This is a genomic window from Candidatus Dactylopiibacterium carminicum, assembly GCF_014736495.1.
Taxonomy (GTDB): Bacteria; Pseudomonadota; Gammaproteobacteria; order Burkholderiales; family Rhodocyclaceae; genus Uliginosibacterium; species Uliginosibacterium carminicum.
On the sequence record NZ_MDUX01000002.1, the window covers coordinates 96,448 to 109,872 of the forward strand.

General features: G+C 65.2%; 11 protein-coding genes. 7 read left to right on the top strand and 4 right to left on the bottom strand.

Going from position 1 to position 13,425, the window contains the following annotated elements:
* Positions 1 to 49: 49 nt before the first annotated feature.
* Positions 50 to 1,702, bottom strand: a complete 1,653-nt coding sequence (locus tag BGI27_RS01150; RefSeq protein WP_095523081.1) for a fatty acid--CoA ligase — start codon at positions 1,700 to 1,702, stop codon at positions 50 to 52.
* Positions 1,703 to 1,843: 141 nt separating this feature from the next.
* Between BGI27_RS01150 and BGI27_RS01155 the strand changes: the two genes are divergently transcribed.
* Together BGI27_RS01155 and BGI27_RS01160 are read left to right on the top strand one after the other, a co-directional pair.
* Complete coding sequence (locus BGI27_RS01155; RefSeq protein WP_095523082.1) at positions 1,844 to 3,508, top strand: AmpG family muropeptide MFS transporter; 1,665 nt, start codon at positions 1,844 to 1,846, stop codon at positions 3,506 to 3,508.
* Positions 3,505 to 4,227 carry a uracil-DNA glycosylase family protein gene (locus BGI27_RS01160; RefSeq protein WP_095523083.1) on the top strand — a complete coding sequence of 241 codons (723 nt, stop codon included), beginning with the start codon at positions 3,505 to 3,507 and terminating at the stop codon, positions 4,225 to 4,227. The genes BGI27_RS01155 and BGI27_RS01160 overlap by 4 nt, the downstream gene beginning before the upstream one ends.
* Before the next feature lie 183 nt (positions 4,228 to 4,410).
* Here BGI27_RS01160 and BGI27_RS01165 read toward each other — a convergent pair whose 3' ends face one another.
* On the bottom strand, positions 4,411 to 6,846 hold the full coding sequence (locus tag BGI27_RS01165; protein ID WP_141239739.1) for a chemotaxis protein CheW: 2,436 nt from the start codon (positions 6,844 to 6,846) through the stop codon (positions 4,411 to 4,413).
* 342 nt (positions 6,847 to 7,188) lie between these two features.
* On the opposite strand from BGI27_RS01165, the gene BGI27_RS01170 reads away from it, so the two are divergent.
* On the top strand, positions 7,189 to 8,232 hold the full coding sequence (locus BGI27_RS01170; RefSeq protein WP_095523085.1) for a CobW family GTP-binding protein: 1,044 nt from the start codon (positions 7,189 to 7,191) through the stop codon (positions 8,230 to 8,232).
* A 33-nt stretch (positions 8,233 to 8,265) separates the two neighbouring features.
* On the opposite strand, the gene bla is transcribed toward BGI27_RS01170, so the two are convergent.
* Positions 8,266 to 9,129 (bottom strand): class A beta-lactamase, encoded by an 864-nt coding sequence (gene bla, locus BGI27_RS01175; RefSeq protein ID WP_095523086.1) that lies wholly within the window; start codon positions 9,127 to 9,129, stop codon positions 8,266 to 8,268.
* 119 nt (positions 9,130 to 9,248) lie between these two features.
* Here bla and BGI27_RS01180 point away from each other — a divergent pair, with 119 nt between their 5' ends.
* The gene (locus BGI27_RS01180) at positions 9,249 to 10,136 is read left to right on the top strand and encodes a LysR family transcriptional regulator (RefSeq protein WP_095523087.1); all 888 of its coding nucleotides are present in this window, start codon (positions 9,249 to 9,251) and stop codon (positions 10,134 to 10,136) included.
* 37 nt (positions 10,137 to 10,173) lie between these two features.
* On the opposite strand, the gene fucO is transcribed toward BGI27_RS01180, so the two are convergent.
* Positions 10,174 to 11,328: a lactaldehyde reductase gene (gene fucO / locus BGI27_RS01185; RefSeq protein WP_095523088.1), complete on the bottom strand. Its 1,155-nt coding sequence runs from the start codon at positions 11,326 to 11,328 to the stop codon at positions 10,174 to 10,176.
* A 277-nt stretch (positions 11,329 to 11,605) separates the two neighbouring features.
* On the opposite strand from fucO, the gene BGI27_RS01190 reads away from it, so the two are divergent.
* The 3 genes from BGI27_RS01190 to BGI27_RS01200 are packed head-to-tail and all read left to right on the top strand — an operon-like array spanning position 11,606 to position 13,344.
* Positions 11,606 to 12,154, top strand: coding sequence for a cytochrome b (locus BGI27_RS01190; RefSeq protein WP_095523089.1), 549 nt, complete (start codon positions 11,606 to 11,608; stop codon positions 12,152 to 12,154).
* Between the two features lie 18 nt (positions 12,155 to 12,172).
* On the top strand, positions 12,173 to 12,736 hold the full coding sequence (locus BGI27_RS01195; RefSeq protein ID WP_095523090.1) for a YceI family protein: 564 nt from the start codon (positions 12,173 to 12,175) through the stop codon (positions 12,734 to 12,736).
* Positions 12,737 to 12,777: 41 nt separating this feature from the next.
* Positions 12,778 to 13,344 carry a YceI family protein gene (locus BGI27_RS01200; protein ID WP_095523091.1) on the top strand — a complete coding sequence of 189 codons (567 nt, stop codon included), beginning with the start codon at positions 12,778 to 12,780 and terminating at the stop codon, positions 13,342 to 13,344.
* Positions 13,345 to 13,425: the final 81 nt, after the last annotated feature.

The window sequence follows — 13,425 nt, forward strand, 5'->3', positions numbered from 1 at the left end:
CATCGCCCGCATTCCAGTCGCGAAATGCGGACGGTTCTCCCGCTGTCTGTCAGCTTTTTAGGCGTGCCTCGCGCATCGCACGCTTGTTGATCTTGCCCACGCTGGTGCGTGCCAGTGCTTCGACGAACTGCACCTGCAGCAGCACGCCGTGGCGCGAGGTGCCGGTTTCCTCGATCAGGCGTGCCGCGTGATTGCGCAGGGCGTGTTCGCTGAGCTGGCCGACGAACTCCGGTTTGAGCACCACCAGGGCCAGCGGGCGCTCGCCCCATTTTTCGTCTGGCAGACCGATCACCGCCACCTCGGCCACGGCCTCGTGCTTGCCGACCACGTCTTCCAGCGCGAGGGAGGAGGTCCATTCGCCCGCAGTCTTGATCACATCCTTGATGCGGTCGGTGATCTTGAGGAAGCCCCGTGCATCGATGTAGCCGATGTCCTGGGTGTGCAGATAGCCGCCGTCCCAAAGCCCTTCGGAGGCGTCCGTCGCCTTCAGGTAGCCCTGCGTGAGCCAGGGCGTGCGCACCACGACCTCGCCCGTGCTCTTGCCGTCCGGCGGCAGCGGTGCCATGTCCGGATCGACCACGCGCAGATCCACCAGCATCATCGGGCGGCCGGTCTTGGCGCGCAGCAGGGCCTGATCCTCGGCGGACTGACGCATGTCGCCGCTGTTCAGGTTGGCCAGCGTGAGCACCGGGCAGGTCTCGGACATGCCGTAGCCAGTACACAGGTCGATGCCGCGCTTCATGGCGGTGAGTGCCAGCGCGGGCGTCAGCGCGGAGCCGCCGATGAGTACCTTCCAGCCGGTGAATTCCATGCCCTGCGAAGTCGGGTGCGTCAGCAGCATCTGCATGATGGTGGGCACACAGTGCGAGTAGGTGACCTTCTCTTCGCGGATCAGGCGCAGCAGGGTTTCCGGCATGTACTTGCCGGGATACACCTGGCGCACGCCAAGCATCGTCGCCAGATACGGGAAGCCCCAGGCATGCACGTGGAACATCGGCGTGATCGGCATGTACACGTCTTCGCGATGAAAGCGCCCCTGCCCGGGCGCCGTGCCCAGGGATGCCGCCAGCGACATCGTGTGCAGCACCAGCTGGCGATGGCTGAAGTACACGCCCTTGGGGTCTCCCGTGGTGCCGGTGGTGTAGAACACCGTGGCCTGGGCGTTTTCGTCGAAATCCGGGAAGTCGTAGCGGCTGCCGGCCGCGGCGAGCAGCGCTTCGTATTCGCCGGCAAATTCGATCGGCGATTCAGCCGGCGGCGCGCCGTCGGCGATCAGCACGAAGCTGCGCACCCGGGTGAGGCGCGGCGCGATGCTCGCCAGCAATGGCAGGAATTCGCTGTTAACCAGCACCACTTCAGCCTCGGCGTGATTCAGCGTGTAGAGGATCTGCTCGGCCGAGAGGCGCACGTTCACGGTCTGCAGGATCGCGCCCATCATCGGCACGGCGAAGAAGCATTCGAGGTAGCGATGGCTGTCCCAGTCCATCATGGCCACGGTCTGCCCGGGTGCCACGCCCAGGGCGGCCAGCGTGTTGGCGAACTGGCCGAGGCGGGCATTGAATTCACGGTAGGTGTAGCGCAGCCGCCCCTGATAGCTGATTTCCTGTTCCGGCGCGGTGGCCAGCGGCGTGTGCAGCAGTTGCTTGATCAGCAGCGGGTACTGGTAGGCCGAGGGTGTGGACGGCACGATCTTCACGGGCATCTTGGTCTGTCTCCGGATTGCAGGCTGCGGGTGCGCCTGCTTGTCGCGGAATCTTACCGTCTGCGCGGCTCCGGTGCCCGTGATGAATCCCGGTGACGCCATCGGGCATAATCGCGCTTCCGCAGCATCCCATCGTTCGCCATGCCCGCGCTGGCCCGTTTCCGCCGCTTCTTCGCCATCCTCCTGCTGGGCTTCGCATCCGGCCTGCCGCTGGCGCTCACCGGGCAGGCCATGCAGGCCTGGCTTACGGTCGATGGCGTGGATCTGGTCACCATCGGTTTCCTCGGCCTGGTCGGCCTGCCCTACACCTTCAAGTTCCTCTGGGCGCCGTTGATGGACCGCTTCGAGCCGCCCTGGCTGGGGCGGCGACGCGGCTGGCTGCTGCTCAGCCAGCTGGCACTGGGGGGCGTGCTGTTCGCCATGAGCGGGCTGAGCCCGCATGCCAACCCCGCGCTCTTCGCGCTGGCAGCTGTGGGCGTGGCCTTCCTTTCCGCCTCGCAGGACGTGGTGGTGGATGCCTACCGCACCGATGTGCTGCCGGACCGCAGCGAGCACGGTCTTGGCGCGTCCATCCACGTCTTCGGCTATCGCGTGGCGATGATCGTCTCGGGTGGCATCGCGCTGATCTGGGCAGACCAGTGGGACTGGCCGAGCGTGTACCGCGTGATGGCCGCGCTGATGGTCGGCGTGGCGGTGATCGTGGCGCTGGGCGCACCGCGCATCGACGGCCCGGCACAGCCCGCCGGACAGCAGCAGGCAGGACAACGGGAAGTCGCCGGTTTCCTGGCGATGCTCGCAGGCGTGGCCGTGGGCTGCCTCGGCGTGAGCCTGCTGGCAGAGGCCAGCGGGCTGGCGCAGACACTGCCGCCGAATGCCTGGCGCCTGCTGGTGCTGTTCAGCCAGATCGGCGTGGCCGCCCCGCTGGCCTGGGCCTGCGCGCGTGGCGGGCGCCTCGCCGTGCTGTGCTGGATCGCGGCGCACGGCTTCGCGGCCTTCTGGCTGCTGGCACAGGGATATGGCTGGGCGCAGGTGCTGCTGCCGCTGCTCGGGCTGTTGCTGCTCAGCACACCCTGGATCGCCCGCCAGGCGCGCTTCGAGACCTTGAATGCCTCGCTGGTGAGCTATTTCTCCCTGCCCGGCGCCGGCGCCTTCCTGCTGCTGATCGTGCTCTACAAGCTGGGCGACGCCTTCGCGGGCAGCCTGACCACACCTTTCCTGATCAAGGGCATGGGCTTCACGCAGGCCGAAGTCGGCATCGCCAACAAGATCATCGGCATCTGGCTGACCATCTTCGGCGCCTTCCTCGGCGGCCTGCTGATGCTGCGACTGAAGCTCTACCGCGCGCTGCTGGTCTTCGGCCTGCTGCAGTTGATTTCCAACGCCGGTTTCTACGTGCTGGCCTCGCTCGGCAAGGGCGCCTGGGGATCGGTGCTGGTGCAGCCCTTCGACTGGACCTTCGTCGCCCTGAAGGAAGCCGCCTCGCTGGACTGGCTGCTGCTCACCGTGATCGCCGGCGAGAACATCAGCGGCGGCATGGGCACCGTGGCCTTCGTCGGCCTGCTGATGGCGCTGTGCAACAGCCGCTTCACGGCCACGCACTACGCGCTGCTGTCCGCCTTCTCGGCCGTCGGCCGCATCTACGTAAGCCCGCTCGCCGGCGTGCTTTCCGAGCAGCTCGGCTGGCCCGGCTTCTTCCTTCTGTCCATCGGCATCGCCACCCCCGGCGTGCTCATGGTGTGGTTCATGCGGCCCAGCATCCTCGCCCTGATCCAGCCCTCCAACAGCACGCCGGAATCCGGAAAATGACCGTCTCCCAGCCCCAGCTCCTCATCGACGCCGCCCGCAAGCTCTCCGCCGCAGTCTCCCCGATGCGTTTCGCCGCGCCGATCACCCACGTCTATAACCCGCTGGACTACGCCTGGGCGCCGCACGAGGAATACCTGCGCAAATTCGGCGGCGGCAACAAGCGCGTGGTCTTCGTCGGCATGAACCCCGGCCCCTTCGGCATGGTGCAGATCGGCGTGCCCTTCGGCGAGATCGCCGCTGCGCGCGACTGGATGGGTCTCTCCGCGCCGGTGGCAAAACCCGCCGCGGAAACGCCGGCCCGCCCCATCGAGGGCTGGGCGTGCCCACGCTCGGAGGTCTCCGGTCGCCGCCTGTGGAGGCTCTTCGCCGAACGTTTCGGCACGGCGGATGCCTTCTTCCGCGAGCACTTCGTGGCCAACTATTGCCCGCTGGCCTTCTTCGAGGGCAAACGCAACGTCACGCCGGACAAGCTGCCGGTCGCCGAGCAGGCACCGCTGCTGGCAGCCTGCGACGCGCACCTGCGCACGCTGGTGGAAACCACCCGTGCCGAGTGGGTGATCGGTATCGGCGCCTGGAGCGAGCTGCGCGCGCGCGAAGCCTGCAAGGGGATGGCGCTGGCATTCGGCCGCGTGCTGCACCCCAGCCCGGCCAGCCCTGCGGCCAACCGCGGCTGGAGCGAAGCGGCCACCAGGCAGCTGACCGAACTCGGCGCCTGGTGAGACGCCAGCGCTCTCCGCGCCAGGTCTGAACGTCATGCCGGCGCAAGCCGGAACCCGGGGTTTTCGTGCCTCGGTCTGGATCCCGGCCCAGGGAGGCGCCGAGATTCTGCCGGAGGCAAATGGTCTCTACCCGGGATCGTCAGGCTGGAAAACCCATTTATCAAAGGATGCTTCTGCGCACCACTACTGCGCCGTGCGGACCACGGGCGTCTGCGGTTCCCCCTGGGCGTTCAGCGCCGAAAAGGATTCCACCAGCCGCAGCATGAATACCTCGTCCAGCACCAGGATCGGGCGCACGCCCTCCGATTCGGGCAAGGGCAGGATGGCTTCATGCGAGAAGCCGTATTGCTCGTGCGCCAGCAAGTTGGCCCGCCCGATGCGCTTGGCGTCCACGGTAATCACGGTATCGATGGCATCCACCCGCAGCCCCATCAGCTTGCCCTGCACGCGGATCACGACGATGTAATCCCCCGTGCCTTGTTCGGCGCCGCGCCGGAAGAAGCGCCTGGCGTCCAGCACGGTGAGGTGCACCACCATGTTGTTGCCGCCGGCCGTGCTGTCCCGGTAAACAGCGCTGCCCGCGAGATAGGGGCTGGCTTCCATGCTGGGCGGCGTAAGACCTTCCGCGGTGATGGTTTCGCAGACCGAGACGGCCGGCAAGGCGTAGCGCTCGCCAGCGACGAGGACGGTGGCGAAGTGCGCCGGCTCGACGACCCGCCCTTCTTCATGGCGCTGATCGTCCAGCAGGCTACGCACGGTACTTGCCGCGGGCGGATCGCCGATGGGCAGCACGACCAGGCTGATCACGGGATTGCTGTAATCCCCGGTGGTCTTGTATTCGCGATAGCCATTCGTGGCCACGGCAGCCACCACGTTGTACTGGCCACGGAACACCGTGAGCGCTTCGCGGGACTGCCCGGGCATCAACTCGAAGAACGCCGGATCGAGTGGCACGACCTCGCCGATGCCCAGCCCCGAGCCACTGCTGCCCGCGATCACGCGGCGGCTGTCGCGTTCCACGTAGAGCGCGTAGGCCCCGGCGAAATCGGGCACGCAATCGTCGAGCATGCGCCGGAACTCCGGCCCTGCATCGAAGACGATGCCGATGCCACCGACCACCTCGCCCTCATGCGCGGGCGAGCGGATCGCCGCCGCGTAGACGTAGCTCGGGAAGCCTCCGTAGAGACGCGTCGGCTCGAAGGGCGAAACCACGTACTGACGTGTCTGCGTCAGCGCCAGCGTCTGCTTCACCCAGCCATCGGTCAGCATGTCGCCACGCAGTGCGATGTTGTCGCCATGCAGGTTGGATGCGGCGACCACGCGGCCGGCCGTGTCGAACACGAACAGCCGCGTATAGACCGTGTACAGCGCATTGATCTCGGCGAGGATGCCTTCCAGGCGCCGCACGTCCTCCACGCCACGGCCGGGATCGGCCAGGATGGCGCGCAGCTCGGAGGTGAGCGCCCACCAGCGGCAATCGTCCGAACGCTCGTAGAGGTTGCGGTCCATGATGTTGCCGGCGAGCCGCGCCAGATCGCTACCGGTACGCAGATAGGAGGAAACCTCCATCGTGATCAGGTTGCCAATGGCATCCGAAAAGGCCTGCGCGGTTTCGGCGCCGGCCTGCTGGATCTGGCGCAGCACGGCCTTGAGCGGCTCGCGCGAAGCCTCGTGATCGTGGATCGCTTCCACGCTGCCGTTCCACACCACGATGCGCAGCGCGGTATTCACGCGGTTGGCCGAATCCAGGATGCTGCGCAGCGCCGGGCAGAGCACGTCCACATAGCCGAGCACGTCGCCCAGCGTGCCATCCGAAAGCTCGCGGATGCCGGTTTCGCCCAGATATTCCTTGGGCACCAGTGCATGCCCGTACCAGGCCGGGCCGCGATGGCTCTGATAGGGCCGGCCACGGTGCGAGACCATGAAGAAACGGCGCCCCATGAAACTTACCTCGCGACCGCTTTCTTCCTCGACGATGGGAATGCGCTTGCCCGGCTCCAGATAGGTTTCGTCGCTGGAGGCGAGAATCCTGCCGCTGGCATCCGACAGGCACATGAAGCTCATGCCCACGGCGCCGAGGTCGCGGAAGATGCCTTCCATTTCGTTCTCGAAACGGAACACCAGCGCCAGCACGCCGATGGCGGCCCCCTGATCGTCCCGGATGGCCTGGGCGTACACCAGGTTGCGCGCGCCATCGAGGAAATCGAAGGTGCCGAAGGCCTCGACATACTCCGCACCCGCCAGCGCACGTGCGAGGAAGGCATCCGCGCTGCGTGCGCCCGGCGCCTGCGCATCGAGGCGGGCCAGGACTTCGCCCGTGGTGGCGAAAATCACCACGTCGCGATAGACGCTGTATTTCTGCGCGTATTCCGACAGACGATGGCGGATTGTCTCCCTGCCGCCCACGCCGCCAGTCGTCACGAAATGGCGGATGTCCGCATCCTGCGACAGATAACCGATATCGGCCGTGCGCTCGTAGAGGTTGCGGAACAGGATGTCGACCGCCTGACACGCCCTGAAGCGGAGCAGGAGCAAGGCATTCTTGTACACCGCCGCATCCAGCTCGGATTGCAGCGCGTTCTCCAGCGTCAGGAATTCATCGCGCGTACTGCGGATCATGTTCAGGATCCGCGACGCCCGGTGCGAGAGCACGGCATCCGCGATCCGCCCGATGACATCCCATGAAACTCCAAGCCTCGAAAGGGTGGCGTTCTGCATGCTTTTCATGCCTCCATCAACAACGATAGATGTGATCCTGCTCGAATTACAGCCAGCCCCTCTGCGAAGCAGGTTCTGCACCAAACGTCTGTTTCGCCACAACTTTTCATCATCACGACAAAGCGGCAGGCAGCTTTAGGGCGCATCCCTTTCATTCACTGCCGCGGATAACCATTCGGACTGAAAGGTTGAACCGGGAAGCCTTGCCCTTAGAATGCAACTTCGTTGCATCTGGAGCTCCATATGCCCTCTCCTGGCCGTATCCCGGTGACTGTCCTGACTGGTTTCCTCGGCGCGGGCAAGACCACCTTGCTCAACTACATCCTCACGACGGAGCACGGCCATCGCATTGCCGTGATCGAGAACGAGTTCGGCGGGGCGGATGTCGATGGCGCACTGCTGCGGCAGCGCGGTGAAGAGCAGGTCGTGCTGATGAGCAATGGCTGCATCTGCTGCACCGTGCGCGAAGATCTGGTGCGCATGCTGGGCGAGCTTGCCGCCCGCCGTGAAGCCGGCAGCCTGGCGTTTGACCGCGTGCTGATCGAGACCACCGGCATGGCGGATCCCGCACCGGTTGCGCAGACCTTCTTCGTCGAACCGGAGGTCGTCGGGCACTTCGCGCTGGACGCCGTGATCACGCTGGTCGATGCGATGCATGGCATGCAGCAGCTGGATAGGCACCGTGAAGCCCGGCAGCAGGCCGGCTTTGCCGACCGCTTGCTGATCACCAAGGTGGATCTGGTCGACCCGGTCGCACTCGACTTGCTGGTCGCACGGCTGGGCTCGCTCAATCAGCGCGCACCGGTCGCGCTGGCCCATTTCGGTGAAACGCCACTGGCAGAGATCCTGGACATCGATGCCTTCAGTCTCGCCCGTGTGGAGGCCATCGATCCGGCGTTCCTGCTGCCGCAACAGCACCACCACACGGATGACATCCGTTCCTTCGTCATCCGCGAGCGTCGCCCCTACGATATGGATCGCCTGCGCTTTGCGCTGGGCGGCCTGATCGACCGCTATGGCAGTCGCATGCTCCGCTACAAGGGCGTACTGCAGCTGGCCGGTTTCGATGAGCGCATCGTCCTGCAGGGTCTACACACCCTGATGGCGCTCAATCTCGCGGAAGCATGGCGCACGGACGAGGCACGCGAATCCATCCTGGTGTTCATCGGCGAAACCTTGCCGGAAGCAGAATTCCGCCGCGTGCTCCACGCCTGCCTTCTGGGCGCCAGCGAGCGCTCCGAGACGACCTTCGCCCGCGTGATGGGGCTGCTCGGTGGCAGCAGCTGAACCCGACCGACACCGAAGACCTGGCGAACCGCGCTACCGGGTGCGGACCGCGCGCCCCAGCGTGGCGATGGTGGCCGCCTGTGCCGCCCCATCGAACCGGGCACCCGTCAGGAACACGCACAGAACGATAGGGTCGCCAGCGGGCGTCCAGTAGATGCCCACATCGTTGGCGGTGCCGTTACGACCGGAGCCGGTCTTGTCCGCCAGCCGCCAGCCTTCCTCAAGGCCCGCACGCAGCCGCGCGCCGCTGGTGCGGGTGGCAAGCATCCAGTCCGTAAGCTGGCGACACGAGGCGGCACTGAGCCTGTCCTCCAGCAACAGACGATGCAGATCCCGCCCCATGGCGGATGGCGTGGAGGTGTCACGCGGATCGCCGGCACGGGCTTCATTGAGTTCCGGCTCGGGCCTGTCCAGCCGCGTGACCTGATCTCCCTGCATCCGCAGGAAGGCGTTGAAGCCGGAGGGGCCACCCAGGGCATTCAGCAGCAGGTTGGCCGCCGTATTGTCACTATCGACGATGGCGCCTTCACACAGCTGCGCGAGGCTCATCCCCGGGCCATCGGCAAAGGGCGTGGTGGCTGGCGAGTATTCGAGCAGATCCCGACGGCTGAAGCGCACGCGACGATCCAGCCGTTCCTGGCCGGCATCCACACGCCCCAGCACGGCTGCGGCGAGCAGCCATTTGAAGGTGCTGCACATGGCGAAGCGTTCGTCCTCGCGATAAAGAAATTCTTGGCTTCGACACACGTCATGCATGTAAACGCCGAGCCGTCCGCCACTGCTCTGCTCCAGCCGTTTGCACAATGCCCGGAGATCGTCCGATGCACTGGCAAGCATTGCACGGGTGGCAAAAGCGAGGCCAAGGCTTCCCGTCAGCAAAAAGTTACGGCGATTCATGTGTCTGGCTCCTGGTTGTCTGGACGGACGCATCCTAAGAACCTTGGCCGGTGGCCTCAAACGGGAAATCCAAGCGGCGCCCACAAGAAAAACTTGGGCATACAGTCAATAATGCACGCATGAATGTTCCACTCAACGCCCTGCGAGCCTTCGAAGCATCAGCCCGCCATCTGAGCTTCACGCTGGCCGCCCAGGAACTCAACGTCACGCAGGCGGCGGTGAGCCAACAGGTCAAGAATCTCGAAGCGCGGCTCAACACGCAGCTGTTCCGGCGCCTGCCGCGCGGGCTCCTGCTAACCGACGAAGGATTGGCCCTGTTGCCGGCGCTCTCGGACGCCTTCGGGCGCCTCAGCGCGGTGCTGCAGCAGTTCGAGGGCGGCCGGGTGCGCGAGGTGCTGAACCTGGCCGTGGTCGGGACTTTCGCTGCAGGCTGGCTGCTGCCCCGCCTGGTGGGCTTCCGCCAGATCCATCTATTCATCGACCTGCGCGTCTTCACGCACAACAACCGCGTGGACCTGGCTGCGGAAGGGCTGGACTTTGCCATCCGCTTCGGTGACGGCGCCTGGCGCGGCATGGGTGCGGAAATGCTGGTGGAGGCGCAGATGGCGCCACTGTGCGCACCACGCCTGGCCACCACCCTGAAGACACCGGCCGATCTGCTCGGCCATGAGTTGCTGCGCTCTTACCGTGCGGATGAATGGTCACGCTGGTTTGCCGCGGCAGGGCTGCCCGATCCACTCATCCATGGCCCGGTGTTCGACTCTTCGCTGGCCATGGCTGACGTCGCGATGCAGGGCCTGGGCGTGGCCCTGCTGCCCCTGGCGATGTTCGAGCGCCCCTTGCGCGAGGGGCTGTTGGTGCAGGCGTTCGATCTCACGGTCACCACCGGTCAGTACTGGCTGACCTGGCAGAAATCACGCCCCCACACCCGCGCCATGCGCGACCTGCACGAATGGCTGTCGGATCAAGCCCGAAACACGCACAGTCCTGCGACGACGCGGGTCTGAATACGTCATGGACGCGCGCCGCGCAGGGCCGGCTCTCTCAGAACAGCTTGCGGTACAGCGCCAGGATCTCGGCTTCGCTCACGTCACGCGGGTTACCCGGCGTACAGACATCGCGATAGGCCGCATTCGCCAATGCCGGCAGGTCGGCCTCCCTGGCGCCGATCTCGGCCAGGTGCTGCGGGATGCCCACATCCAGCGCCAGCTGGCGCACGGCCTTGCAGGCAGCCTCGCGGTACTGCGCCTGACTCATCGCTTCGGTATCGGACACCCCCATGGCACGGGCGATGTCGCGATATTTCTCGCCGCTGGCGGGGGCGTTGAACTCCATCACCGTGGGCAGCAGCAGCGCGTTGGCGACACCGTGCGGCGTATCGTAAAAAGCCCCCAGGGGATGCGCCATGCCATGCACCAGCCCTAGCCCGACGTTGGAGAACCCCATGCCGGCGATGTATTGCGCCAGGCCCATCTTCTCGCGTGCGGCAGGGGCCTCGTCGAGCACCGAGCCGCGCAGGTTGGCGGCGATCAGCTCGATCGCCTTGAGCGTGAACATGTCGCTCATCTCCCAGGCGCCACGCGTGATGTAGCCCTCGATGGCGTGGGTGAGTGCATCCATGCCGGTGGCTGCCGCCAGGGATCTCGGCATCGACGCCATCAGCTCGGCATCGACGATGGCCAGCACGGGGATGTCGTGCGGGTCGACGCAGACGAACTTGCGGCGGTTCTCCACATCGGTAACGACGTAGTTGATCGTCACCTCGGCGGCCGTGCCGGCGGTGGTCGGAATGGCGATCACCGGCAGGCAGGGCTTTTTCGTGGGTGACAGGCCTTCGAGCGAACGGATGTCCTCGAATGCCGGATTGGTGATCACGATACCGATCGCCTTGGCGGTATCGATGGCCGACCCGCCGCCCACGGCGATCAGGAAATCCGCCTTGGCCGCACGACAGGCCGCCACGCCCTGCTGCACGTTTTCGATGGTGGGGTTGGGCTTGACATCGGTATAGCGCGTGAAGGGGATACCGCCTTTCTGCAGTACGGCCTCGACCCTTTCCACCGGGCCGACGCCGACCAGCCCCTTGTCGGTGACCAGCAGTGCGTGCCTGTAACCACGCCGCGCCACTTCCTCTGCGATCACGCCCACGCTGCCGGCGCCGAAGTACGAGGTTTCGTTGAGTACGATGCGGGATGCCATGATTTTCCTCCTGTCAGATCGCGGGATTCACTGCAAAAACCATTGCGGGTGAGTAAGCGACAGGCCGGATCAGCCCGGGCCCAGAGCGCCCGTACTGGTTTCAGTCTGGACGCCGGAGATCGGCTCCGCGTTGTTTCAGCGCAAAGAACGGGGAATCCGAAAAAGTTCCCCTCAGATCATTGCAATTATTGCAATGATCAATTGCGCGCCGTTGCGTTGAACGCATCGCAGGGCTTGCGTAGATTTCGGCGCACTGCCCCGGATGCTGCGACGCAATATGAAAAACAAATCTCATCGCTACACCACGACGGCCGTCTCGCTGCACTGGCTCATCACGCTGGGCCTGACCGGCACGCTCGCGCTCGGCTTCTACATGAACTCGCTGCCGTTTTCCCCGGCCAAGCTGCAATACATTTCCTGGCACAAGTGGGCCGGTATCAGCCTGCTGCTGCTGGCGCTGTTTCGCCTGGGCTGGCGCGCGACCCATCCACAGCCTTCGCCGCCCGCCGGCATGCCGGCCTGGCAGCACGCCGCAGCCGAATGGACGCATCGCGTGCTCTATCTGCTGATGATCGCGATTCCACTATCCGGCTGGCTGATGAGCTCCGCCAAAGGCTTTCCCACCGTGTATTTCGGCCTAGTCCAGCTGCCGGACCTGATCGGCCGCGATGTGGAACTGGGCAAACAGCTTACCGCCTTGCACGTCTGGCTGAATTTCGCTCTGATCGGGCTGGTTGGGCTGCACGCGCTGGCTGCGGTGAAACACCACCTGATCGACCGGGACGACGTGCTGAGCCGCATGCTGCCCTTTCTCGCCCGTAACTGACCCGCCCCCGGAGCCTTCATGAACATCCGTGCGTCCCTCGCCGCCCTCGTCTTGCTGACCGCCACCGTCAGCGCCGCCCAGGCGGCCGAATACACCCGTGTGCTGACCGACAAGAGCAGCCTGGGCTTCACATACCGCCAGATGAATGTGCCCATGGAAGGCGGGTTCAAGCGCTTCCAGGCGCAACTCGCCTTCGATCCCGCGCAAGCCGCCAAGGGCAGTGCCAGTTTCGACATCGACGTGAAAAGCATCGACGTGGGCTCTCCAGACGGCAACGGCGAGATCGGCGGTAAAGCCTTGTTCGACAACGCCGCGCATCCCGCCGCACGCTTCGTTTCCAGCAGCATCAAGCCCCTGGGCAACAACCGCTTCGAGGTCGCCGGCAAGCTGACGATCAAAGGCCGCACGCGTGACGTGACGGCACCGGTGGCTTTCCGTCAGGATGGCAGCAATGGCGTCTTCGAAGGCGCTCTGAACATCAAGCGCACCGATTTCGCCATTGGCGAAGGCGTGTGGGCCGACACCAGCATCGTGGCCGATGAGGTGCAGATCCGCTTCCGCCTGCTCGCCGCCGGCAAATAGAAGAAACGCCCCACCACCCCAACCCCGACAGAGGACCCCTCATGAAGAAAATCCTGCTCTCGCTCGCCCTGCTGGCTGCCACCGGCAGCAGTTTCGCCGCCCCCGAAATCTACGTAATCGATCCGACTCACACCTTCCCTGTCTTCGAATACAACCACTTCGGCCTGAGCAAGCAGAAACACGGCTTCGACAAGACCAGTGGCCAGATCGTGCTGGACCGCGAAGCACGCACCGCGTCGGTGGATGTGGTGATCGACGCGAAATCGGTCAACACCGGCATTCCGGTGTTCAACGGCCACCTGCAGGATGAGGATTTCTTCGACACGGCCAAGTACGACAGCATCCGCTTCAAGTCCACCCGCGTGAAGTTCGAGGGAGACCAGCCCGTTGCCGTGGAAGGCGAGCTGACGCTCAAGGGCGTGACCAAGCCGGTGACGCTGACCATCACCCACTTCACCGCCCAGCAGCACCCGATGATGAAGAAGGACGCAGTCGGCGCCAATGCCACCGCCACGATCAAGCGCAGTGACTTCAACATGGGCAAGTTCGCGCCCTACGTCTCGGACGAAATCACACTCTACCTGGCCGTGGAAGCCATCAAGCCCTGACCCCCGTACCGCTCGGCGGAACTTCACAGAGCCGCAGCCTCGCTCATGCCAGCCATCGCCCGATGGCTGGGCGGTGACGTC

Coding starts and splice junctions, on each gene's coding strand:
- BGI27_RS01150 (WP_095523081.1), bottom strand. CDS start 1,702: ATGCCCGTGAAGATCGTGCCGTCCACACCCTCGGCCTACCAGTACCCG.
- BGI27_RS01155 (WP_095523082.1), top strand. CDS start 1,844: ATGCCCGCGCTGGCCCGTTTCCGCCGCTTCTTCGCCATCCTCCTGCTG.
- BGI27_RS01160 (WP_095523083.1), top strand. CDS start 3,505: ATGACCGTCTCCCAGCCCCAGCTCCTCATCGACGCCGCCCGCAAGCTC.
- BGI27_RS01165 (WP_141239739.1), bottom strand. CDS start 6,846: ATGATCCGCAGTACGCGCGATGAATTCCTGACGCTGGAGAACGCGCTG.
- BGI27_RS01170 (WP_095523085.1), top strand. CDS start 7,189: ATGCCCTCTCCTGGCCGTATCCCGGTGACTGTCCTGACTGGTTTCCTC.
- bla (WP_095523086.1), bottom strand. CDS start 9,129: ATGAATCGCCGTAACTTTTTGCTGACGGGAAGCCTTGGCCTCGCTTTT.
- BGI27_RS01180 (WP_095523087.1), top strand. CDS start 9,249: ATGAATGTTCCACTCAACGCCCTGCGAGCCTTCGAAGCATCAGCCCGC.
- fucO (WP_095523088.1), bottom strand. CDS start 11,328: ATGGCATCCCGCATCGTACTCAACGAAACCTCGTACTTCGGCGCCGGC.
- BGI27_RS01190 (WP_095523089.1), top strand. CDS start 11,606: ATGAAAAACAAATCTCATCGCTACACCACGACGGCCGTCTCGCTGCAC.
- BGI27_RS01195 (WP_095523090.1), top strand. CDS start 12,173: ATGAACATCCGTGCGTCCCTCGCCGCCCTCGTCTTGCTGACCGCCACC.
- BGI27_RS01200 (WP_095523091.1), top strand. CDS start 12,778: ATGAAGAAAATCCTGCTCTCGCTCGCCCTGCTGGCTGCCACCGGCAGC.